Origin of the sequence: Nitrospirillum amazonense, assembly GCF_029594735.1 — a bacterium.
Lineage (GTDB): Bacteria > Pseudomonadota > Alphaproteobacteria > Azospirillales > Azospirillaceae > Nitrospirillum > Nitrospirillum amazonense.
This window is the reverse complement of the sequence record NZ_JARPAF010000002.1, coordinates 608,536-631,229: the sequence shown is the minus strand read 5'-3', so window position 1 is coordinate 631,229 and position 22,694 is coordinate 608,536. Positions and strand designations below refer to the sequence as shown.

15 protein-coding genes and 2 tRNA genes are annotated in these 22,694 nt (G+C 67.0%); 13 read left to right on the top strand and 4 right to left on the bottom strand.

All coding sequences use genetic code 11. The features are described from left to right. Window positions 1-157: 157 nt before the first annotated feature. On the top strand, window positions 158-1,348 hold the full coding sequence (locus P5F91_RS09045) for a phosphoglycerate kinase (RefSeq protein WP_145610594.1): 1,191 nt from the start codon (window positions 158-160) through the stop codon (window positions 1,346-1,348). Window positions 1,349-1,505: 157 nt separating this feature from the next. On the opposite strand, the gene P5F91_RS09040 is transcribed toward P5F91_RS09045, so the two are convergent. Beyond that, window positions 1,506-2,219, bottom strand: coding sequence for a M48 family metallopeptidase (locus P5F91_RS09040; protein WP_246134372.1), 714 nt, complete (start codon window positions 2,217-2,219; stop codon window positions 1,506-1,508). A 723-nt stretch (window positions 2,220-2,942) separates the two neighbouring features. Between P5F91_RS09040 and glpK the strand changes: the two genes are divergently transcribed. The 4 genes from glpK (at window position 2,943) to P5F91_RS09020 (ending at window position 7,951) form a co-directional block, all read left to right on the top strand. Further along, a complete protein-coding gene (glpK, locus tag P5F91_RS09035; RefSeq protein WP_277907042.1) occupies window positions 2,943-4,430 on the top strand; it encodes a glycerol kinase GlpK in 1,488 nt (495 codons plus the stop codon). Between the two features lie 169 nt (window positions 4,431-4,599). Beyond that, a complete protein-coding gene (locus tag P5F91_RS09030) occupies window positions 4,600-5,646 on the top strand; it encodes a retropepsin-like aspartic protease (RefSeq protein ID WP_277907041.1) in 1,047 nt (348 codons plus the stop codon). A gap of 79 nt (window positions 5,647-5,725) precedes the next feature. Continuing rightward, window positions 5,726-6,805 (top strand): retropepsin-like aspartic protease family protein, encoded by a 1,080-nt coding sequence (locus tag P5F91_RS09025; RefSeq protein WP_186454729.1) that lies wholly within the window; start codon window positions 5,726-5,728, stop codon window positions 6,803-6,805. Window positions 6,806-6,955: 150 nt separating this feature from the next. Then, entirely contained in the window at window positions 6,956-7,951 is a 996-nt protein-coding gene (locus tag P5F91_RS09020) for a retropepsin-like aspartic protease (RefSeq protein ID WP_277907040.1), read from the top strand. 188 nt (window positions 7,952-8,139) lie between these two features. On the opposite strand, the gene gltB is transcribed toward P5F91_RS09020, so the two are convergent. Then, window positions 8,140-12,711: a glutamate synthase large subunit gene (gene gltB, locus P5F91_RS09015; protein WP_277907869.1), complete on the bottom strand. Its 4,572-nt coding sequence runs from the start codon at window positions 12,709-12,711 to the stop codon at window positions 8,140-8,142. A gap of 21 nt (window positions 12,712-12,732) precedes the next feature. Continuing rightward, window positions 12,733-14,178, bottom strand: a complete 1,446-nt coding sequence (locus tag P5F91_RS09010; RefSeq protein ID WP_277907039.1) for an NAD(P)-dependent oxidoreductase — start codon at window positions 14,176-14,178, stop codon at window positions 12,733-12,735. Window positions 14,179-14,629: 451 nt separating this feature from the next. Here P5F91_RS09010 and P5F91_RS09005 point away from each other — a divergent pair, with 451 nt between their 5' ends. Continuing rightward, window positions 14,630-15,448: an undecaprenyl-diphosphate phosphatase gene (locus tag P5F91_RS09005; RefSeq protein WP_145610600.1), complete on the top strand. Its 819-nt coding sequence runs from the start codon at window positions 14,630-14,632 to the stop codon at window positions 15,446-15,448. A gap of 235 nt (window positions 15,449-15,683) precedes the next feature. Here P5F91_RS09005 and P5F91_RS09000 read toward each other — a convergent pair whose 3' ends face one another. Then, window positions 15,684-16,688 carry a complex I NDUFA9 subunit family protein gene (locus tag P5F91_RS09000; RefSeq protein WP_145610601.1) on the bottom strand — a complete coding sequence of 335 codons (1,005 nt, stop codon included), beginning with the start codon at window positions 16,686-16,688 and terminating at the stop codon, window positions 15,684-15,686. Between the two features lie 297 nt (window positions 16,689-16,985). Here P5F91_RS09000 and P5F91_RS08995 point away from each other — a divergent pair. From P5F91_RS08995 to rpoN, 7 genes are all read left to right on the top strand, one after another. Further along, window positions 16,986-17,072: transfer RNA gene (locus P5F91_RS08995), tRNA-Leu, on the top strand. 274 nt (window positions 17,073-17,346) lie between these two features. Then, window positions 17,347-17,433 (top strand) — tRNA-Leu (locus tag P5F91_RS08990). Window positions 17,434-17,579: 146 nt separating this feature from the next. Continuing rightward, the gene (locus tag P5F91_RS08985) at window positions 17,580-18,191 is read left to right on the top strand and encodes a ribonuclease D (RefSeq protein WP_145618763.1); all 612 of its coding nucleotides are present in this window, start codon (window positions 17,580-17,582) and stop codon (window positions 18,189-18,191) included. Window positions 18,192-18,400: 209 nt separating this feature from the next. Next, on the top strand, window positions 18,401-19,243 hold the full coding sequence (lptC, locus tag P5F91_RS08980) for an LPS export ABC transporter periplasmic protein LptC (RefSeq protein ID WP_277907038.1): 843 nt from the start codon (window positions 18,401-18,403) through the stop codon (window positions 19,241-19,243). Continuing rightward, window positions 19,240-20,283, top strand: a complete 1,044-nt coding sequence (locus tag P5F91_RS08975; RefSeq protein WP_145610604.1) for an LptA/OstA family protein — start codon at window positions 19,240-19,242, stop codon at window positions 20,281-20,283. The genes lptC and P5F91_RS08975 overlap by 4 nt, the downstream gene beginning before the upstream one ends. Continuing rightward, complete coding sequence (gene lptB / locus P5F91_RS08970) at window positions 20,280-21,089, top strand: LPS export ABC transporter ATP-binding protein (RefSeq protein ID WP_145610605.1); 810 nt, start codon at window positions 20,280-20,282, stop codon at window positions 21,087-21,089. Before P5F91_RS08975 ends, lptB begins: the two co-directional genes overlap by 4 nt. Before the next feature lie 61 nt (window positions 21,090-21,150). Then, window positions 21,151-22,686: an RNA polymerase factor sigma-54 gene (gene rpoN / locus P5F91_RS08965; RefSeq protein ID WP_277907037.1), complete on the top strand. Its 1,536-nt coding sequence runs from the start codon at window positions 21,151-21,153 to the stop codon at window positions 22,684-22,686. The last annotated feature ends 8 nt before the right edge of the window (window positions 22,687-22,694 follow it).

The following is a 22,694-nucleotide window of genomic DNA, read 5'->3' as shown; positions in this document are numbered from 1 at the left end:
CCCATTTGTTCGAGCGCCAATGAGGTAAAGCGGGCTCCGCCTTTCGGCCAGAGTGGTGTAGCGGGGCGGCTTGTGCGGTTGCAACAGGGTCCCGCCTATGCTTCCTTGGCCCCCGTCTCACGCCATTCCACCTTGATACGGGCCGGGAACCGAAGCCATGACTTTCAAGACCCTAGACGATATCGCCCCCGCCAGCCGCACCGTGCTGGTCCGCGCCGACCTCAACGTCCCCGTGCAGGATGGCCAGGTGACGGACGCCACCCGCCTGGTCCGTCTGGTCCCCACCTTGAAGGAACTGGCGTCCAAGGGCGCCAAGGTCGTGGTGCTGTCGCATTTCGGCCGGCCCAAGAACGGCCCGGACGAGAAGAACTCCCTGCGCCAGGTGGTGCCGGCCCTGTCGGACGCCCTGGGCGCCCCGGTGGCCTTCGCCGGCGATTGCATCGGCAAGCCGGCGCAGGACGCCATCCGCGCCCTGGAAAAGGGCCAGGTGCTGGTGCTGGAGAACCTGCGCTTCCACGCCGGTGAGGAGAAGAACGACCCCGCCTTCGCCGCCGAGCTGGCCAAGCTGGGCGATATCTACGTCAACGACGCCTTCTCCGCCGCCCATCGCGCCCATGCCTCGACCGAGGCGCTGGCCCGCCTGTTGCCGGCCGCCGCCGGCCGCCTGATGCAGGCGGAACTGGTGGCCCTGTCCAAGGCGCTGGGTCAGCCGCAGCGGCCGGTGGCCGCCGTGGTCGGCGGCGCCAAGATCAGCACCAAGCTGGACCTGCTGCTGAACCTGGTGGGCAAGGTCGACATCCTGGCGCTGGGCGGCGGCATGGCCAACACCTTCCTCTACGCCCAGGGCGTGGACGTCGGCGCCTCGCTGGCGGAGAAGGACATGGCCGACCAAGCCCGCGCCATCCTGGCCAAGGCCGAAGCCGGCGGCTGCCAGATCCTGCTGCCCAAGGACGGCGCGGTGGCCAAGCAGTTCAAGGCCCACGCCCCCTCGCGCATCGCCGCCCCCGGCGACATCGCGGCCGATGAGATGATCCTGGACGCCGGCCCCGCCACGGTCGCCTATTACGGCGAGAAGCTGGCCACCGCCAAGACGGTGGTGTGGAACGGCCCCATGGGCGCCTTCGAGATCGAGCCCTTCGACGCCGCCACCAATGCCGTCGCCAAGATCGTGGCCGACCTGACCAAGGCCGGCACCGTCCTGTCCGTGGCCGGCGGCGGCGACACGGTCGCGGCCCTGGAGCATGCCGGCGTGGCCGACGCCTTCAGCTACATCTCCACCGCCGGTGGCGCCTTCCTGGAATGGCTGGAAGGCAAGGAGTTGCCGGGCGTAAAGGCGCTGGAAGAGTAACCCTCAATCGCCGGGCGGCGGCATCCGCCGCCTTGGCTTCCTCGCTTTTCAGTCCGCTGACGCTCCCCAAAAAAGCTCCGGCGGACGCGGTCGCGTCCTACAGCGGCATGAGGCGATCTCATGCCGCTGGCGGGTTGAACACCCCTCCCCTATAAAATTAACCAAACCGGTGCAGCTTGGCGCCGTGCGCCTTAAGCCAGGCGCGCGGTTTGTCGACGTCACCGGCCAAGTCCGCGCACAGGGCCCAGAACTTGGGCCCGTGGTTCATCTCCTTGAGGTGCGCCACCTCGTGCGCCACGACGTACTCAACGATCTGCGGCGGGGCCAGGATCAGGCGCCAGGAATAGCTGATGCGGCCGGTGGCGGAGCAGCTGCCCCAGCGGCTGCGGGTGTCGCGCACGGAGACGCCGCTGGCACGCAGTTTGGCGCGGGCAGCCGTCTCGGCCGTCAGGGCCGACAGGTGGCGCCGCGCCTCCGCCTTCAGGAAATCGGTGACGCGGCGGTTCAGAAATTCCGCCTCCCCGCCCACGCACAGGTCCAGGCTGGCCGGTCCCTCGACCAGGCGGGCGCCGCCCCTACGGCCGGGGTCGTGGCGGATGACGGCCGACCGGCCCAGCAGGGGCACCGCCATGCCATCGATGAAGGGCTGGCGCGGCGGCAAGGCTGCCAGGCGGGCGTTCACCCAATCCAGGTGGCGGCCGACGAAGCCCGCGACCTCGGCATCGCCCACGCGCGGTGGAACGGTGACGCGCACGGTGTCGGTGGCGCCGTCGACCTTGAGCGAGAGGCGCCGGGCGCGCGGGCTGCGCCGCACCTCCACCGGCTGGGTTATGCCGGCCACGCGCAATTGCGACACCGTGGTCGGCGCCACCCGCGCCTTCGTCCTGGTTTTCGGCGCTGGCCTTGTCGGGGCCGTCAGCCCCATGCCGCGCAACAGGCCCATCAACCCCATTGGTCCCGGCCCCTCGACATCCTCCGGCGGCCAAACCATGGCCCGCCACTCACCTCTATATAAGGGGTCCCGGCACGAGGCGCACCCCCATATGCGCCGCCCGCCGGTGTGAACGGGACGGGCGGTGGATAATGATGGGTAGATGTCCGGGTAGGATGGGGCATCGGCGCGGCGGGGCCGCCCCCACAAAAGCGAACCCCCGTGCCGGTCAGGGCAACGGGGGTTCTGTTGGCTTCAGTGAAGCTCAGATAGTCCATCGAGCGATACACCGGTCAGTAACCGGCATCAGCAATCGCTATATGTGTGGAGCTGTCACACAGCTCATACAGTACGCATCGGTGGAGTCATGGTTTGACACACCCTCCTGGTTACGGGCAACACATCGAATACTGCATGCATTCGACGATTTACCTGATCTGGTGGGCTAATCTGGTTTCTGATGCCTCCTGAGTGCTTCGGTAAGACAGATGGTGCGCCTGTTACAGTTCGGCGTCAACCCCATTACGCACGCCTTTTCGCCCCCCTTCTGGATAGCTTTTTCCGACCCCGCCGTTGACAGGTCGGCCCCCGCGACGCACCGTCGGCGTACAGCGCACGGGGCAACCAGCGCCGTGATAACAAGACCCTGAGGGAGGGGCCCCGATGCCCGCCGACCTGATCCTGGCCATCGACCAGGGTACCACCTCCACCCGCGCCATCCTGTTCGACGCCAACGGCCGCCCCCTGGCCACGGCCCAGCGCGAGCTGCCGCAGCATTACCCGGCGGATGGCCAGGTGGAGCATGAGCCGGAGGACATTTGGCGCGACACGGTGGCGGTCTGCCGGGACGTGGTGGACCAGGCCGGGGTGGCTGCCGCCCGCGTGGCCGCCATGGGCATCACCAACCAGCGCGAGACCACGCTGGTGTGGGACCGGCGGACGGGGGAAGCGCTGCACCCCGCCATCGTCTGGCAGGACCGCCGCACCGCCGGCCTGTGCCAGGCCCTGCGCCGCGAGGGGGCGGAGGCCATGGTGCGCCAGCGCACCGGCCTGCTGCTGGACCCCTATTTTTCCGCCACCAAGCTGGCCTGGATCCTGGACACCGTCCCCGGTGCCCGTGCGCGGGCCGAAGCGGGGGAGCTGGCGTTCGGCACCATCGACTGCTTCCTGCTGTGGCGCCTGACGGGCGGCCAGGTGCACGCGACCGACGCCACCAACGCCGCCCGCACGCTGCTGTTCAACCTGGAGACCCTGGACTGGGATCCGGAGCTGCTGCGCCTGTTCGGCATCCCGGCGGCCGTCCTGCCCCGGGTGCTGGACAACGCCGGCGCCTTCGGCGTCGCCACCGCCGACCTGCTGGGCCGGCCCATCCCCGTGCTGGGCATGGCGGGCGACCAGCAGGCCGCGGCCATCGGCCAGGCCTGCCTTACACCCGGCATGATCAAGAGCACCTACGGCACCGGCTGTTTCGCCCTGATGAACATCGGCGACACCCCGCGCCCGTCCAACCACCGCCTGCTGACCACCCTGGCCTACCGCCTGGACGGCCGCGCCAGCTATGCCCTGGAGGGGTCGATCTTCGTGGCCGGGGCGGCGGTGCAGTGGCTGCGCGACGGGCTGAAGCTGATCCCGGACGCGGCGTCCAGCCAGGGCCATGCCCAGGCGCTGGCCGACACCGGCGGCGTCTATCTGGTGCCGGCCTTCACCGGCCTGGGCGCGCCTTATTGGGACGCCGACGCGCGGGGCGCCATCCTGGGCCTGACGCGCGACAGCGGCATCAGCCACATCGTGCGCGCGGCCCTGGAGTCCGTCTGCTACCAGACCCGCGACCTGATGGACGCCATGGCGGCCGACAGCGGCTGCGCCCTGACCGCCCTGCGCGTGGATGGCGGCATGGTCGCCAACGACTGGCTGATGCAGTTCCTGGCCGACCAGCTGGACCTGACGGTCGAGCGGCCGGCGGTGACGGAAACGACGGCCCTGGGCGCCGCCTTCCTGGCCGGCCTGGCGGCGGGCCTGTTCCCCGGGCTGGACGCGATATCCACCCTGTGGCGGGAAGAACGGCGCTTCGAACCCGCCGCCGATCCGGCCGCGCGGGAGCGCCTGTATGACGGCTGGAAGCGGGCGGTCGGGCGGGTGCGGAGCGGCTGATTGCATGCGGCGTTTCGTCGCGGATTATCGCTATGCGTGCAAATTTTCGAGGAGATTCTTACACAATCATAGCATTCGATGGCGTCGCGCCAGCCCTGGGGCGAAGCCGGCATGGGCGGGGGCCCGGCCATCCTCAACAAGGTGGGGGCGGGTTTTGAGTCGTTTTTTGATGCGCATGGCGACCTTTACAGGAGTGGCCATGGCGGGGGCACTGGGTCTGGCGCTGCCCCCGGAGGGCGTCACCGCCCAAGCCGCGGACGCGCAATGCACCCTGGACCGGTGGATCGTCCCCGTCGTCATGGAAGGCAACCAGCCCCTTATCCCCGGCGAGATTAATGGAACGCCCGTCAAATTCCTGATCGACACCGGCGCCAACGACAGCTTTATCCTGCAAGGTGCGGCCAAGCGATTGAACCTGCCGAAAGGTCGGCTGAAGGGCTATGCCTATGGCGTGGACGGCAAAAGCGACATCAACGACACCATCATCAAGACACTGACCCTGAACGGCAGCAGCGCCAGCGATGTCCCCATTACCATCGCCGGCCAAGGCGACAATTTGGGTCACCCCGATGTCGTCGGCGTATTGGGAGAGCGCTTCTTCAGCCACTATGATGTCGAGCTGGATTTCGCCCATAGCCGGGTGGTGCTGTATACGCCCCATAATTGCGGCGACGCCGACTTGATGACTTGGCAGGGCAGCTACTCCGTGGCGAGTTTCCGCCCCATGACGTCCTTCCTGCCGCAGGTCATCATCGACTTGCAGATCAATGGCACTCCTATACAGGCCTTGCTGGACACCGGTGCTTATTTCTCGGTGCTTACACTGGATGCTGCGCAACGGCTGGGAATGACACCGGCCTCGCCCGACGCTAGACCGGTGGCACCCAGTGGCGGCGTCAACGGCAGGGCCGTTTCCACCTGGGTTGGAACTTTCGACAGCTTCACCCTGGGGGACGAAACTATCCGGCATCCGAAGATGCGCTTCGGCCTTCTGCGCAGTGGTTTCGAATCTTTCAATGCCCGGGATGCGACCACGGTGGCCGGAATGCAAATGCTGCTGGGGGCGGACTTCCTGCGCAGCCACCATGTGCTGATCGCCCATAGCCAGCATAAGCTCTACTTCAGCTATGTGGGCGGCCCGGTGTTTCAGACTGATGCGCCGCCCCCCGCCGTGGCGGCACCCGTCGCCCCGGCGACCGAGCATCAAAGCGAATAGAACGCTGGCCGGCGCCGGACAGGCGCGCGCATAGTCACGGCAACGCGAAAAAAAGGATGAAGACGGGGGCCTCATGGGGATGATGAAGACGAAAATTCGCGCGGGCGTGTCGGCGCTCGCCCTGATGGCGCTGGCGCTCCTTCCTTCGGTGTCCGCCCAGGCGGCCTCCTCCTGCAAACTGGCCCAGGTCGCGGCCATTCCCCTGGAGATGGACGGCAACATCCTGCTGGCCCGCGTCGCCATCAACGGCAAGCCCGCGCGCATGCTGGTCGACACCGGCGCCTGGATGTCGATCCTGACCCGGTCGTCGCTGGCCCCCTTAGGCCTGAAGGCGGTGGACGCGCAAGGTGAGATGATCGGCATCGACGGAACCAGCCGCCTGCTGCAGACCACCATGGACAGCCTGGAACTGGGTACCTGGCATGGCCGCGATGTCCGCGTCTATGTCGGCGGCTATGGGTCCTTGGGGGACAATGCCGTCGGCGCCCTGGGCATGGACCTGCTGGAACGCTACGACATGGAATTCGACCTCGCCCACAACCTGCTGAACCTGTTCAAGCCGGAGAAGTGCGACAACGATGTCCTGGCCTATTGGTCGAACAGCTACAACGTCACAGACATGGATGATGTGCGCGGCAACCGCTCCCGCATCCGCGTTCCCGTGCTGGTCAACGGCCAGACCGTGCACGCCGAACTGGACAGCGGCGCCAGCATCACCGTGCTGGATGAGGGCGTGGCCCGTCGCGTGGGCGTCGATGTCGTCGCCGGTGAGGGCGCGAAAGCCGGGACCCTGCAAGGCGCCAACGGCTATGCCGTCGAGACCCATATCGGCACCTTCGACAGCTTCAGCATCGGCGATGAGACCATCCGTCATGCCAAGCTGCGCGTGACCGACCTGTACAACCGCGTGGGCACGACCTATGTCGGCAGCCGCCTGAGCACTTCGTACGGCGACACCGACATGTACCTGGGGGCGGATTTCCTGCGCAGCCACCGCGTCTACATCGCGTCCAGCCAGCGCAAGGTTTATTTCACCTATCAAGGCGGCCCGGTGTTCCAGGTGGTGGGCCCGGCGCTGACCTCCGCGTCCCGCGGCGCCAAAGCGGACGAGGAGACGGAGCCGTCCGCCGCCGCCCCGACGAAAGCCCAAGGGCAATAGCGGCGGGGCCCGTTTCCCGTCGCGGCGCTTGATCCCTACACCGTTTGCGTGCACTCCTCTATGTGCATAAATGCGAACAACGATGTCGGGCAGGAGATGGGGAAGCGGATGCGCGTGCGATCGCGGGCTTTGCTTGCTGGGGTAGCCTTGTTGGCCCTGTCCATGGTCGCCGGAACGACGGCCTGGGCCGCCGACACCTGCCAGATGATCAAGTCGGATACCCTGCCGGTGGTCATGGATGGCAACCAGCCGCTGGTGAAGGTGGAGGTCAACGGCCACCCCGTCTATTTCCTGGTCGATACCGGCGCTGCCCTCAGCATGATTCTACGCAGCAAGGCGGAGGAGTTGGATTTGCCAGGCTTCAGCGGCCGCAACGGCACGCTGAGTGGCGTGGGCGGGCGCAGCGACATCCAGACCACGCGCATCAAGACCTTCACCCTGGGCAGGCAGACGGTCACCGACATGGCCCTGAACCTGGCGGGGGAGCGGGCGCTCGGCCGCGAGGATGTGGTGGGCCTGCTGGGCGAGGATGTGTTCCGCAAGTTCGACGTGGAACTGGACCTGGCCCATGAGATCATCAACCTGTACCAGCCGCGCGGCTGCGAGAACGCCTTCCTGGGTTTCTGGGCTGACAACGCCATGACCGCTGACATCCACACGGTGAACCCGCAGAACCCTCATATCATCATGGACGTGACCCTGGGCGGCCAGGCGGTGCAGGCCATGCTGGATAGCGGCGCTACGCATTCCGTCCTATCGTCGCAGGCGGCGGCCCGCATCGGCGTGACGCCAGAGACGCCGGGCGTGGTCATGGCCAACGCCGCCCAGGGCCTGGGTGCCAAGACGGTGCAGGAATGGGTCGGGGTCTTCGATGGCTTCACCCTGGGCGATGAGACCATCAATCACGCCAAGCTGCGCTTCGGCGACTTGTTCGGCAGCGGAACCTACACCGACAGCGGGTCGCGCATCGCCCGAACCACCCAGGCCAGCACGGACATGCTGCTGGGTGCGGACTTCCTGAAAGCCCACCACGTGCTGATCGCCCACAGCCAGAACAGGCTGTACTTCACCTACAACGGCGGCCCGGTGTTCCAGGTAACGGGCCCCGCCCTGAAGCGCGCGGCGGGCGGCGACGGCGCCAACTGACCCACAAACAAAAACCGCCACCGGAATGCCTCCCGGTGGCGGTCGCGTTTTCCGGGGGGCGGTGACGGATGCCGGTCGGCACCCCCTCGCCCCCTCTCCTTCGTCCCTCTTCGTGGGGCTCCCTTCAGGGAAGACGCCCCGATCGAAACCGGGGCGCCCGAGTGGAAAAGGTTACTCGGTGCTGGCCTCTACTCCGCGCTGAGGGCCTGGGGCGGGACAACGGGCACCGCCAGGCGGTGCAGCATTTCCTTCGGCACGACCTGCCAGAAGTGGCCGCGCACCAGCGGCCAGTCGTTCAGCAGGGTCATGGCCCAGCGGCTCTGCGTCCGCGCCACGTGTTCCTCGATCAGGGACACCAGCATGTCCTCGTAATGCTGGACCTCGATGCGCTGGAAGATGACGCTGTCGGGGTTGATGTGCAGCGGCAGGGTACCCGTCTGGTCATAGACGAAGGCCATGCCGCCGGTCATGCCGGCCGCGAAGTTGTCGCCCACGCCGCCCAGGATGACCACCATGCCGCCGGTCATGTACTCGCAGCCGTTGGAGCCGCAGCCCTCCACCACCACCGTGGCGCCGGAGTTGCGGACGGCGAAGCGCTCGCCCGCCTGGCCGGCGGCGAACAGCTTGCCCGCCGTAGCCCCGTACAGCACCGTGTTGCCGATGATGGTGTTCTCGTTCGACTTCAGCGGCGTGGCCGTCATGGGCCGCACAATGATGGTCCCGCCCGACAGGCCCTTGCCGACATAGTCGTTGGCGTCGCCGAACACCTCCAGCGTCAGGCCCTGGACGGCGAAGGCGCCCAAGGACTGGCCGGCGGAGCCGCGCAGCCGCACCGTGCAGTGGCCGGGCTGCAGGCCGCTCATCCCGAACTTGCGGGTGATCATGGCCGACATCCGGGTGCCGATGGCGCGGTGCGTGTTCTGAACGTTGTAGGCCAGCTGCATCTTCTCGCCATCATCGAACAGCTGACGGGCGTCGCGGATCATCTGGGCGTCCAGCGTGTCCGGCACCTCGTTGCGGCCGACCTGGGTGCAGTACCGGGCGCTGTCGCCGGCGGGGTCGGCCTGGGCCAGCAGCGGGTTCAGGTCCAGGTCGTCCAGGTGAACAGCACCGCGGCTGACCTGGTGCAGCAGGTCGGTGCGGCCGATGACCTCCTGCAGCGAGCGGAAGCCCAGGCTGGCCAGGATCTCGCGCACCTCTTCCGCCATGAAGCTGAACAGGTTCACGACCTTTTCCGGGGTGCCCACGAACTTCTGCCGCAGGCTTTCATCCTGCACGCACACGCCCACCGGGCAGGTGTTGCTGTGGCACTGGCGCACCATGATGCAGCCCATGGCGATCAGGCTGGCGGTGCCCACGCCGAACTCCTCGGCCCCCAGCATTGCCGCCATGACGATGTCGCGGCCGGTCTTCAGGCCGCCGTCGGTGCGCAGGGTGACGCGATGGCGCAGGCGGTTCAGCGTCAGCACCTGCTGCACCTCGCTGAGGCCCATTTCCCACGGCAGGCCGGCGAACTTCACGCTGGTCTGGGGCGAGGCGCCGGTGCCGCCGACATTGCCCGACACCAGGATGACGTCGGCGCCGGCCTTGGCCACGCCGGCGGCGATGGTGCCGATGCCCGAGCGGCTGACCAGCTTCACGCAGACCTTGGCGTCCGGGTTGATCTGCTTCAGGTCATAGATCAGCTGCGCCAGATCCTCGATCGAGTAGATGTCGTGGTGCGGCGGCGGGCTGATCAGCATGACGCCGGGCGTGCTGTGCCGCAGGCGGGCGATCAGTTCCGTCACCTTGAAGCCGGGCAGCTGCCCGCCCTCGCCGGGCTTGGCGCCCTGGGCCACCTTGATCTCGATCTCGCGGCACTGGTTCAGGTACTCGGCGGTGACGCCGAAGCGGCCCGACGCCACCTGTTTGATGGCGGAGTTCCAGTTGTCGCCGTTGGCATCCGGCTTGAAGCGTGCCGGATCCTCACCCCCCTCGCCGCTGTCGGACTTGGCGCCGATGCGGTTCATGGCGACGTTCAGCGTGCCGTGCGCCTCGGGGCTGAGGGCGCCCAGCGACATGGCCGGGGTGATGAAGCGCTTGCGGATGGCGGTGATGCTCTCCACCTCGTCCACCGCGACCTTGCCCTTTGAGGGGCGGAAGTCCAGCAGGTCGCGCAGCTGCAGCGGCGGGCGCTTGTGCACGCCTTCGGAGTAGCGCTTGAAGGTGGAATAGCTGTCGTTGGACACCGCCTGCTGCAGCAGGTGGATCAGGCCGCCTTCCCAGGCGTGGCGATCGCCGCCCTTGCGGAACTTGTAGAAGCCGCCGATGGGAAGGGCCACGACCTCCTCGTTCCAGGCCAGCGCATGCTGTTCCAGCACGTCCTTTTGGATGCCGACCAGACCCAGGCCGGAGATGCGGCTGATCATGCCGGGGAAGTGCTCGGCCACCAGCGAGCGGGACAGGCCCACCGCTTCGAAGTTCAGGCCGCCGCGATAGCTGGAGACGATGGAGATGCCCATCTTGGACATGATCTTCAGCAGGCCTTCATTGATGGCCTTCTTGTACCGCTCCAGGCACTTTTCCAGGGGCATGTCGCCGAACAGGCCGCGCCGCTGGCGGTCGGCGATGGCCTCCTGCGCCAGGTAGGCGTTGACCGTGGTGGCGCCCACGCCGATCAGCACGGCGACGTAGTGCACATCCAGGCACTCGCCCGCCCGCACGTTCACCGAGGTGAAGGTGCGCAGCTGCTGGCGGATCAGGTGGGTATGGACGGCGCCCGTCACCAGGATCATGGGCAGGGCGGCGCGGCCGGGGCCCATGGCCTCGTCCGTCAGGATCAGGTGGGTGGCGCCGCCGCGCACCGCGTCCTCCGCCTCCTGCCGCACGCGGCGCAAGGCGTCGGTCATGGCGAACTCACCACCGTCGGGATCGAAGGTGCAGTCGATCTCCGCCGCCGTGTCGCCCATGTAGCGGCGCATGGCGATGAATTCCGCCGTCGTCAGGACGGGAGTCTCCAACTGCAGCAGGCGGGTCTGGCTGTCATCCTCGTCCAGGATGTTGCCCAGGTTGCCCAGGCGGGTCTTCAGGCTCATCACCCGCTGCTCGCGCAGGCTGTCGATGGGCGGGTTGGTGACCTGGCTGAAGTTCTGACGGAAATAGTGGTGCAGGCCCCGGTAGCGGTCGGACAGCACGGCCAGCGGGCTGTCGTCGCCCATGGAGCCCACGGCCTCCTTCGCGTCCTCCACCATGGGGTGCAGGATGGTCTCCACATCCTCCATGGAGATGCCGTAGGCCACCTGGCGGCGGCGCAGCTGGTCGCGGCTGAGCTCGGCCGTGGCGGCGGGCGCCCCCTTCACCAGGTCGTCCAGCGCCGTGATGTGGCGCACCCAGCTGCCGTAGGGCTTGCCGGCGGCCAGGGTGTCCTTGATCTCGCGGTCCTTGTAGAGGCGGCCTTCGGCCAGGTCCAAGGCGATCATCTGCCCGGGCCCGAGGCGGCCCTTTTCCTGCACCGTATATTCCTCGACCTTGGTCATGCCCGTCTCGGAACCGGCGATCAGCAGGCCGTCGCCGGTGACGACGTAGCGCATGGGGCGCAGGCCGTTGCGGTCCATGCCGCCCACGACCCAGCGGCCGTCATACATGGCCAGGGCCGCCGGGCCGTCCCACGGCTCCATGACCGCGTTGGCGTAGCTGTACAGGTCGCGGTGGTTCTGCGGCATGGTCTCGCGATCGGACCAGGCCTCCGGCACCAGCATGGTCTTCACCATGGGGGCGGAGCGGCCGGAGCGCACCAGCACCTCGAACACGGCGTCCAGGCAGGCGCTGTCCGACCCGCCGGCGGGGATGATGGGCTTCACGTCTTCGATCAGGTTGCCGAAGATCTCGTGACCCATGCGGGTCTCGTGCGCCTTCATCCAGTTGACGTTGCCGCGCAGCGTGTTGACCTCGCCGTTGTGCGCCAGCATGCGGAAGGGCTGGGCCAGCCACCAGGTGGGGAAGGTGTTGGTGGAGTAGCGCTGGTGGTAGATGGCGAAGTTGGACTCGAAGCGCTCGTCCAGCAGGTCCGGATAGAAGGACGTCAGCTGCTCAGCCAGGAACATGCCCTTGTAGATGATGGAGCGGCAGGACAGCGTGCAGATGTAGAAGTCGCTGATGCTCTCCGCCTTCACCGCCTTCTCGATGCGGCGGCGGATGACGTAGAGGTCACGCTCCAGCTGGTCTTCCGGGATGTTGCGCGGGTTGCCCACCATGATCTGCTCGATCTCGGGGCGGGTGGCGTTGGCCTTCTCGCCGATGATCTCGATGTTGATGGGAACTTGGCGCCAGCCGTAGATGGTGTAGCCGAACTTCAGGATTTCCGTCTCGACGATGCAGCGGCAGCGCTCCTGCGCCTCCATGTCGGTGCGGGGCAGGAAGACCTGGCCGACGGAGATCAGGCCGTCCGGCGGCAGGTGGCCGCTGCGGGCCACATGCTCGCGGAAGAAGCTCTGCGGGATCTGCAGGTGGATGCCGGCGCCGTCGCCGGTCTTGCCATCGGCGTCGACGGCGCCGCGATGCCACAGGGCGCTGAGCGCCTCCACCGCCTTCTCCACGACGGAGCGGCGGGGCTTGCCATCGATGGCTGCGACGAAGCCAACGCCGCAGGCGTCATGCTCCATCTCCGGCGACCAGACGTGCGCCGCTTCCAGGCGGGCGGCGCTGGCGCGGTAGCGCTCGACGAACTCGGCGCCGGTCTCGGTTCCATTGGAAACGGAAAGGGGGCTGCCGTTTTCGATCATCTCGCTCATCTCAAATCCCCCTTACTCGGCGGCCAGCGCGGCGGCGGCGCGGGCGGTGATATAGTTATGGATACCGGCGGCGGCGTCGCGGCCGTCGCGGATGCCCCAGACGACCAGCGAGGCGCCGCGCACGATGTCACCGGCGGCGAACACGCCTTCCAGGTTGGTCATCAGGGTGCGCGGGTCGGCCATGACGGTGCCCCAGCGGCTGACCTTCAGGCCCGGCTCACCGAACAGGGTGGGCAGCGGCTCGGGATCGAAGCCCAGGGCCTTGATCACCAGATCGGCCTCCAGCGTGAAGGCGGAGCCCTCGATGGGCTGCGGCGTCTGGCGGCCGGAGGCGTCGGCCACGCCCATGTGCATGCGGTGGGCGCGCACGCCCGTCACCTGGCGGTCGCCCAGGAAGGCGTCCGGGGTGGCCTGCCACACGAACTCCACGCCCTCTTCCTCGGCATGGGCCACCTCGCGCTGGCTGCCCGGCATGTTGGCGCGGTTGCGGCGGTACAGGCACTTCACCGACTTCGCCCCCTGGCGGATGGCGGTGCGCACGCAGTCCATGGCGGTGTCGCCGCCGCCGATGACGACGACGTTCTTGCCCTTGGCGTTCAGGCGGCCGTTCTCGAAATCCACCACCGTGTCGCCCAGGCCGGTGCGGTTGCTGGCGGTCAGGTAGTCCAGTGCCGGGACGATGCCGTCCACGCCGCTGCCTGGGCCTTCCAGCTCACGCGCCTTGTAGACGCCGGTGGCGATCAGGATGGCGTCGTGCTGGACGCGCAGCTGGCCCAGCGTGGCGTGGCGGCCAACCTCGAAGCCCAAATGGAAGACGACGCCGGCGTCGGCCAGCAGCTTGGCCCGGCGCTCCACCACCTCCTTCTCCAGCTTGAAGCCGGGGATGCCGTAGATCAGCAGGCCCCCCACGCGATCGTAACGGTCGTAGACATGCACCTGATAGCCCTTGCGGCGCAGCTGGTCGGCGGCCGCCAGGCCGGCGGGGCCGGCACCGATGATGCCAACGCTCTGCGGCCGCTCGCGCACCGGGGCGGCCGGCTTCACCCAGCCGCGTTCCCAGGCCGTGTCGGTGATGTACTTCTCGACGGCGCCGATGGTGACGGTGCCGTGGGTCGACTGCTCGATGGTGCAGTTGCCCTCGCACAAGCGGTCCTGCGGGCAGATGCGCCCGCAGATCTCGGGGAAATTGTTGGTGGCCTGCGAGACCTCATAGGCCTCTTCCAGGCGGCCCTCGGCGGTCAGCTTCAGCCAATCGGGGATGTTGTTGGAGACGGGGCAATGCACCTGGCAGAAGGGTACGCCGCACTGGGAGCAGCGCGAGGCCTGGGTGGCGGCCTGATCGTCCGCGAAACGGGCGTAAATCTCGTCGAAATCCTGCCGGCGCAGCGCGGGCTCGCGTTTGTCAGGCATTTGCTGGTCCGTGTGGACGAACTGGAGCATCTGCTGCTTCTGCGCCATGGCCTTGATCCTTCGTGCTCTGCCCCGACGACCCGTGCGGTGGCCGGCGGAGATGTTCCCCGTCTCGCCCGCGCCGCGGCAAGGCGCCGGGTCACGGGCTTGCGCACAAGCGGGTGCGCCGAGTTCATATAAGTCGTTATGCCCCACCGCTCCAGCACTTTTTTCACGTTATGTCAGCTTAACTGTCCTATTGCGCATCAAGCACATGACTCGCGTGTGGAAAAGCGGTGACAGGTCCATTCGCACCCGCGGTAAATAGTACTAATTTGTTTACTATATGCACTCATATCGTTGATTTTGCTACAAACGCGGAATGAGAACTCCTGTCACGCGACAGCATCCGCTTTCCCAAGCCGCTGTCGCCGCCCGGCGCGACCGCTGCTATAAGCAGGCTGCCATCCAGCGGTCGGGTCCCGTCCGGCCGCCAATCGCCCCTAGACGTTGAGGCGCCATGTCTTTTTTGCAGACCCTGATCTTCGCGATCATCCAGGGCATCACCGAGCTTTTCCCCATCAGCAGCGTCGCCCACGGGGTGCTGACGCCCTTCCTGCTGGGGTGGGGCCTGGACCAGGCCTTTCTTAAGGAACACTTCCTGCCCTATCTGGTGATGCTGCACCTGGGCACAGCGGCGGCCTTGCTGGTGTTCTTCTGGCGCGATTGGGTCAACCTGCTGGCGGGTGTGGTCAAGGGGGGGCCGGACCGCCGTGTGCTGGCCCTGCTGGTTGTCGGCACCATTCCCGCCGCCATCCTGGGCCTGGCCTTCGAGAAGGTGCTGCGCGCCGCTTTCAGCGATCCGTTCAACGCCGCCATCTTCCTGATCGTGAACGGCTTCCTGCTGTTTTTCGGCGAGCGGCTGCGCGGCCGGGGTGAGCGCACCCTGGCGGAATTGAGCTTCGTCCAGGCCCTGCTGATCGGCCTGGCGCAGTCGCTGGCCCTGATCCCCGGCTTCTCCCGCTCCGGCGCCAGCATGGTGGCGGGCTTTTGGGCCGGCCTGAAACATGAGGAGGCCGCGCGCTTCTCCATGCTGTTGGCCACCCCCATCATCGCCGGCGCCAGCCTGCTGGTGGTGCCCAAGATGCTGCGCCAGGCGGAGGGCGACGTGATCCAGAGCGCGCTGGTGGGTGGCGCGGTCTCTGGCGTTTGCGCCCTGGTCGCCGTCTGGGCGCTGATGCGCTGGTTCAAGCGCAACGAGATCGACGCGATGCGCCCCTTCGCCTTCTACTGCTGGGCCCTGGGCGCAGTGGTGCTGGGGATGATTTATATCGGATAAGGAGCGCCTTCCGGGCCTCGCCGAATCGGCAACGAAAAGGGCGCCTCCCGGCCGGGAGGCGCCCTTATTCTTATTCGGCATCAGCCACAAATGGCTCAGGTCAACGGCTTGAGGACTGCCTTATGCCGTTGTAGGACGCGACTGCGTCCGCCGGACCTTTGCGGAAAGCGAAGCGGACCGCAAAGGGAGGAAGCCAAGCCCGCGGATGCGGGCGCCCGGCACCTGAGGGACGCAATCAATAATGCGTGCCGTGGGCGTCGATCTTGGTCAGCGCCGGCAGGGACGGCCCCTGGCGATGGCTGTCGTAACGGCCGGCCAACTGGAAGCGATCCAGGTAGGTCGGCAGGATCACCTCGGCGGCGGTGGGCGTGACACCCAGGTCGGCCAAGCCCGGCAGCTTACCGGACAGGACATTGTCGCTCTTCAGCAGGGTCACCTGGTCGCGGGTCAGCGGCTTGCCGGGCACCATCTCCAGAAAGGTGGCCTGCAGGCTGGCCAGGCCCCAGGGCAGGGACACCAAGCGGGTCTTACGGCCGGTCAGGTCCAGGACCAGCTGGATCAGTTCGCGGAAGCTGTAGGCGCGGGGGCCGCCCAGCTCGAAGGTCTTGCCCTCGGCGCCGGCGCGGGTCACGGCGTTAATGATGGCATCGGCCACGTCACCGACATAGACGGGCTGGAAGCGGGTGGCGCCGCCGCCGATCAGCGGCACGAAGGGCAGCGTCTTGGCCATCCCGGCGAAGCGGTTGAAGAAATTGTCCTCAGGCCCGAAGACGACGCTGGGACGCAGGATGGTCGCCTCGGGGAACACGGCGCGGACCGCCTGCTCCCCCGCCGCCTTGCTGCGGGCGTAGGCGGAGCGGGAATTGGCGTCGGCGCCCAGGGCGGAGACGTGCACCAGGCGGGCGACATCGGCCCCCTTGGCCAGGCGGGCGATGCGGCCGGCGGCCTCGGCATGCACCAGGTCGAAGCGCTGGCGCCCGCTTTCGGCCAGGATGCCCATCAGGTTGATGACGATGTCGGCGCCCTGGATGGCGCGGGCGACGGAGGCGTCGTCGGCGATGTCCACGGCCATGGGGACGATCTGGCCCACGGCGCCGTTCATCTTGAGGAAGGCGGCCTCGCCCGGGTGGCGGGCGGGCACGCGGATGACGCAGCCCGTCTTGGCCAGGCGCCGGATGACATGGCGGCCGATGAAGCCGGCCCCGCCGAACACGGTGGCGATACGAATGCTAGTGCCCATCCTCTTAGACCCTCTGCCCACTAAACGAATGACCCGCCGGACCTGTTGGTTCCGACCATACCCGCATGCGGGGGGTGACCGGGGCCGGCGGCGGCCGGAGACCCAAGCTTATAGCGAAGCCCGCGGGCGAGGGCTAGGCGCTTGGCCAAGGCCTGAAATGCAAGGAGAAGGACGCGCCCATGCACATGCGTGGGCGCGCGCAGCAGGGCGGCGGACGCCCCTTCACAAAAAACGAAAAGGGCCGAAAGAAGAGTATTGACAGGCCCCGGCCATGATCGTACTTAGGCGGCCCGCGCTGCCCAGGTGGCGGAATTGGTAGACGCGCAGGTTTCAGGTACCTGTGGCAGAGATGTCGTGGAAGTTCGAGTCTTCTCCTGGGCACCAATTACAGCGCGGGTTCAACGCAGGGCCGCCGTGTTCCAAATGGAACCGGCGGCCTGCGGCGTTTCTGGGGTCCGCTGACGCGTCGAACAGCGCCATCCTTCCCATCGAATACCTGACTGGTCGCCCCGTCCACCCCCCTCGACCTGGACGGGCGGGATCGGCGCCGTGCATGGGACCATCCCAGCGCCTGGCGCCACCGTCAAAAAAATTCAAAGGCGCCAAAAGAAGGGTGTTGACAGGCCCCGGCCATAATCGTACTTAGGCGGCCCGCGCTGCCCAGGTGGCGGAATTGGTAGACGCGCAGGTTTCAGGTACCTGTGGCAGAGATGTCGTGGAAGTTCGAGTCTTCTCCTGGGCACCAATTCAGCGCGGGTTTAAGGTCGCAGGGCCGCCGATGTTCCGATGGAACGCCGGCGGCCCGCGGCGTTTCTGGGGTTCGCTTTCGCGGGATGCCCCGGCGCCGGCGGGCCTTCCTCGGCAGCCCCTCCAGCATGAAGGACCGGTTTGATGCCCATCGATCTCTATGACGGCGATTTGCCCGACGGCCTGGACCTGGGCCCGGTGGTGGCCATCGACACCGAAACCATGGGGCTGAACCCGCACCGCGACCGCCTATGCCTGATCCAGCTGTCGTCCGGCGACGGGCGCTGCCACCTGGTGCAGCTGCGCCAGGGCCAGTACGACGCCCCCAACCTGAAGCGCCTGCTGACCAATCCGGAACAGCTGAAGCTGTTCCACTTCGCCCGCTTCGATATCGCCGTGCTGAACCAGTATCTGGGCGTCGTGACCGCCCCGGTCTACTGCACCAAGATCGCGTCCAAGCTGGTGCGCACCTATACCGACCGCCATGGCCTGAAGGATCTGTGCCGCGATCTGCTGGGCGTGGAGCTGTCCAAGCAGCAGCAGTCGTCCGACTGGGGTGCGGAGGAGCTGACGGCAGAGCAGCTGAAGTACGCCGCCTCCGACGTGCTGTACCTGCATGACATCAAGGCGAAGTTCGACGCCGTGCTGGCCCGCGAAGGCCGCACCGAGCTGGCCGAGGCCTGCTTCCGCTTCCTGCCGCACCGCGCCCTGCTGGACCTGAGCGGCTGGGACGAACCGGATATTTTCGCCCACTGAGGCGCCTTTCGGGGAAGGGGTCGCCCCCCTTCCCCCGGGTCCCGCGCGGGCGCGCCGCATGGGTGGGTAGCGCGCCGTCCCCCTGGAAAAAGGGACGGCGCATGACGATTTGACCGTGGAATCACTGCTCAGTTAGATTGGGCCTCAACCGGTGGCGGCAGCCGCCGGACATGCCTGCGCCACAATTGGCGGCCAAACCCCGTGGAACCATGACCCTGCCCCCCCCTTCAGAAAACCCCGGCGCCGGCACCGGCGACGCGGGCGGGATTCGGCAGCCGGCACCCCCGGCCGGTTCCGCGCCCCCTTCCGGCCACCTTTCGGATCAGCGTGCCCCGGACCCGCGCGGTCAGGACCCGCGCGGCGAGGAGCAACGGGGCCGGGGCGCCAGCGCCCGGCACACCCGCCGCGTCAACCAAGCCAAGGTGGTGTTGCCCACCCTGGCCGGCCTGACCATCGCCGCCATCGCGCTTTGGCCTCTGATCAAGGAAACCACCAATCCCCGCCCCGCCGACCCCGGCACCGGCCAGTTGGAAATGCTGGACGCCCATTTTCTGGGAACGGACAAGACCGACCGGCCCGTGGAAGTACGTGCCGACCGGGCCATGCAGGAAAGCAATCAGGACAACCTGATCGATCTTGTTTCGCCCGAGGCGGAGATCACGCTAAAGAATGGGCAGTGGGTGACCCTGAACGGGGACACCGGGCGGTACGACAAGCAGTCTGGCCACCTGACGCTGGAGGGGAGGGTCACGCTGTTTCACGATCACGGCTATGAGTTCACCACCGACAAGGCGGAAGTGGACACCAGCAAGAACATCGCCTGGGGCAACGCGCGCGTGGCCGGCCAGGGCCCGTTCGGCGACATCGACGCCGGCGGCTTCCGCATGACCGACAAGGGCAGCACCATCGTCTTCACCGGCAAGGCGCGCCTGCGCCTGGTGGAGAAGGAGCACCACGCCGACGGCGCCACGCCCGCCGGTCCCATCCCTGCACTCCCCATCACGGCACCCCCCATCACGGCACCGTCGCGGACCGGAGGCAAGAAACCTTGAGTATCCGGTTCACAAAGACGGTCCCGGCGGTGCGGACCCTGATGCTGAGCGGCCTGGCGGTTGCGGCCACGGCCCTGGTCGCCTTGGCCCCATCCTCCCGCGCGGAGGAAGCGGCGGGGGCCAAGCCCGTCGCCGGAAAGCCCGCTGGCGAAAAAGTCGCCAAGGCCAAGAAGCCCGCCGCTCAACCGGCGCAGAATACCGCCGTCCCCGGCGAGCCTGGCCTGCTGCCTTTCACCCCCGCCGAGGTCACGGCCTCCCCCCCGGGCGCCATCGACATCACCTCGGACGAGACAATGGAGTGGCACAACGACCAGCTGGCCGCCGTGGCCCGGGGCCACGTCATCGTGACGCGGGGGGAGGACACCCTGCACTGCGACACCCTGGTGGTGTACTACCGCAAGGCCAATGACGGCTCGACCGAGATGTACCGCATGGCCGCCGACGGCCAGGTGGTCATGACCTCGCCCAGCCAGCAGGCCTATGGCGACCACAGCGTCTACGATGTGGACCAGGACGTGACCGTGCTGACCGGCGACCATCTGCACCTGGTCACGCGCAGCGACACGGTTTACGCCCGCGACACCCTGGAATACTGGCGCCAGCAGCAGTTGCTGGTCGCGCGCGGCAACGCCATTGCCATCAATGACAAGGGCGACCGCATCCGCGCCGACGTGCTGGTGGGCATCATGGAAGAGAATGCGACTAAGCAGTTGGAGATGACGCGCATGGATGCCAAGGGCAACGTGCTGATCGTCACCCCCAAAGATATCGCGCGCGGCACCGAGGGCACCTATAACGTGAAGACGCGCATCGCCATCCTGACGGGCGATGTGAAGCTGACCCAGGGTCAGAACCAGGTGAACGGCCACCGGGCCGAGGTCAACAACGCCACGGGGGTCAGCCGCATGCTGCCCGACGAGACCGTCAAGGGGGGGCGCGTGCATAGCGTGCTGATACCCAAGAAGTCCGATCAGCCGGCCGCCCCTGCCGCGCCGCCCGCTGGCGGCGCCAAAACCCCCGGCGGCGGAGCGCAGCCATGAGCAAGACATCCGAACCCGCGAAGGCGCCGGCGGCGCCCAGGGAACCCAAAGCGGGAGGCCCGCGCCTGGTGTCAGACAACCCCAACAGCGGCCTGACGGCCACCAAGCTGGGCAAGAGCTATAAGGGCCGCCCGGTGCTGCGCGATGTCAGCGTCAGCGTACGCCGGGGCGAGGTCGTTGGCCTGCTGGGCCCCAACGGCGCCGGCAAGACCACCAGTTTCTACATCATGACCGGGCTGATCATGCCCGATTACGGCACCATCACCCTGGACGGGCTGGAGGTCACCGAACTGCCCATGTACCGCCGCGCGCGCTTAGGGATAGGCTACCTGCCTCAGGAGGCCTCGATCTTCCGCGGCCTGACGGTGGAAAACAATATCCGCGCCGTGCTGGAGGTGGTGGAGCAGGACCGCGACAAGCGTGAAGCCACGCTGGATGAGTTGCTGGCCGAGTTCTCCATCAGCCATCTGCGCCGCACCTCGGCCCTGGCCCTGTCGGGCGGTGAACGCCGCCGCGTGGAAATCGCCCGGGCCCTGGCGTCCCAGCCCAACTTCATCCTGCTGGACGAGCCGTTCGCCGGCATCGACCCCATCGCCGTCAACGACATCCGCGAACTGGTCAGTCATCTGCGCGAGCGCGGCATCGGCGTCCTGATCACCGACCACAACGTCCGCGAAACCCTGGACATCGTTGATCGCGCATACATTCTTCACGATGGTATGGTATTGATGGAGGGTGAACCGTCCGAGATCGTGGCCCACAAGGATGTGCGCCGCGTATACCTTGGCGAACGGTTCAGTCTGTAACTAAGTATAAGCGCGTTCTGCGCAATTCCATTTCGGGCCACTGTTCTTATTCGGGCGGGTGATGGCGCTTCAACAACGCCTTGATCTTCGGCAGACCCAGGCGCTGGTGATGACTCCCCAGCTGCAACAGGCGATCAAGCTGTTGCAGCTGTCTAACCTGGAGTTGGCCGACTACGTCGATCGCGAGATGGAGCAGAACCCGCTCCTGGAACGCGATGATGGCGACCGTAACCGCGATCCCGCCCCCGATGGAGTGGATCGGGAGGAGGTGGTCGCGCGCACCGACGACCTGCCCATGCGCGACACGGCCGACCTCACGGCTTCCGACCACATGGGCTCCTCCAGCGACGCGCCACTGGACACGGACTTCGAGAACGTCTGGACCAATTCCAGCGCGGTCGACATGGCGGCCGACGGCATGGGCGAGGGCGGAGAGGCCTTCGGCAACTGGTCGGGACGCGGCGGCAGCTTCGAGGATGATGAAAACTCGTTCGAGCAGACGCTGTCCGGCAGCGTCTCGCTGCGCGACCACCTGACCGAACAGATCACCATGGACATCGCCGATCCCCTGGATCGGATGGTGGCCTTCGCCCTGATGGACTACCTGGACGAAGCCGGCTATTTCACCGGCGATGTCGCCCTGGTGGGGGATCAGCTGGGATGCACCGAATTCCAGGTCGTTTCGGTTCTGGAACGGTTACAGCGCCTGGACCCCGTGGGCATTTTCGCCCGGTCGCTGAAGGAATGCCTGGCGCTGCAGCTGCGGGAGCTGGACCGGCTGGACCCCTGCATGCAGGCCCTGCTGGACAACCTGCCCCTGCTGGCCGCGCGCAACGTTCCGGCCCTGCTGAAGGTCTGCCAGGTGGATGCCGAGGATCTGGCCGACATGGTCGGCGAGATCAAGGCGCTGAACCCCAAGCCGGCCCTGGCCTTCGATCATGAGCCGGTGCAGACGGTGGTGCCTGACATCGTCATGCGCGCCCAGCCCGGCGGCGGCTGGCTGGTGGAGCTGAACAGCGACACCCTGCCCCGTGTGCTGGTCAACCAGCGCTACTACGCCCGCATCCAGGGGGCCGCCCGGAACAAGCAGGACAAGGAGTATCTGACCGAGCAGTTCCAGTCGGCCAGCTGGCTGGTGAAGTCGCTGCACCAGCGCGCCAACACCATCCTGAAGGTGGCGACCGAGATCGTGCGCCAGCAGGACGCGTTTTTCCTGCACGGCCTGCAGTTCCTGCGCCCCCTTATCCTTCGGGATATAGCGGAGGCGATCGGCATGCACGAATCCACCGTCAGCCGCGTGACGACCAACAAGTTCATGGCCACGCCCCGTGGCCTGTTCGAACTGAAATACTTTTTCACATCAGCCATTTCCGGGGCGGACGGCCAGGCCGCGCACTCGGCCGAGGCGGTGCGTTACCGCATCAAGGTGCTGATCGACGCGGAAAAGCCGGACGAGATCCTTTCGGATGATCGCCTGGTCGAGATCCTTCGGGATGAGGGGATCGACATTGCACGGCGGACGGTCGCCAAGTATCGTGAAGCCATGAAGATCCCTTCCTCAGTCCAGCGTCGCCGGGAGAAGGCCCTTGGGATCTGAACCATGCG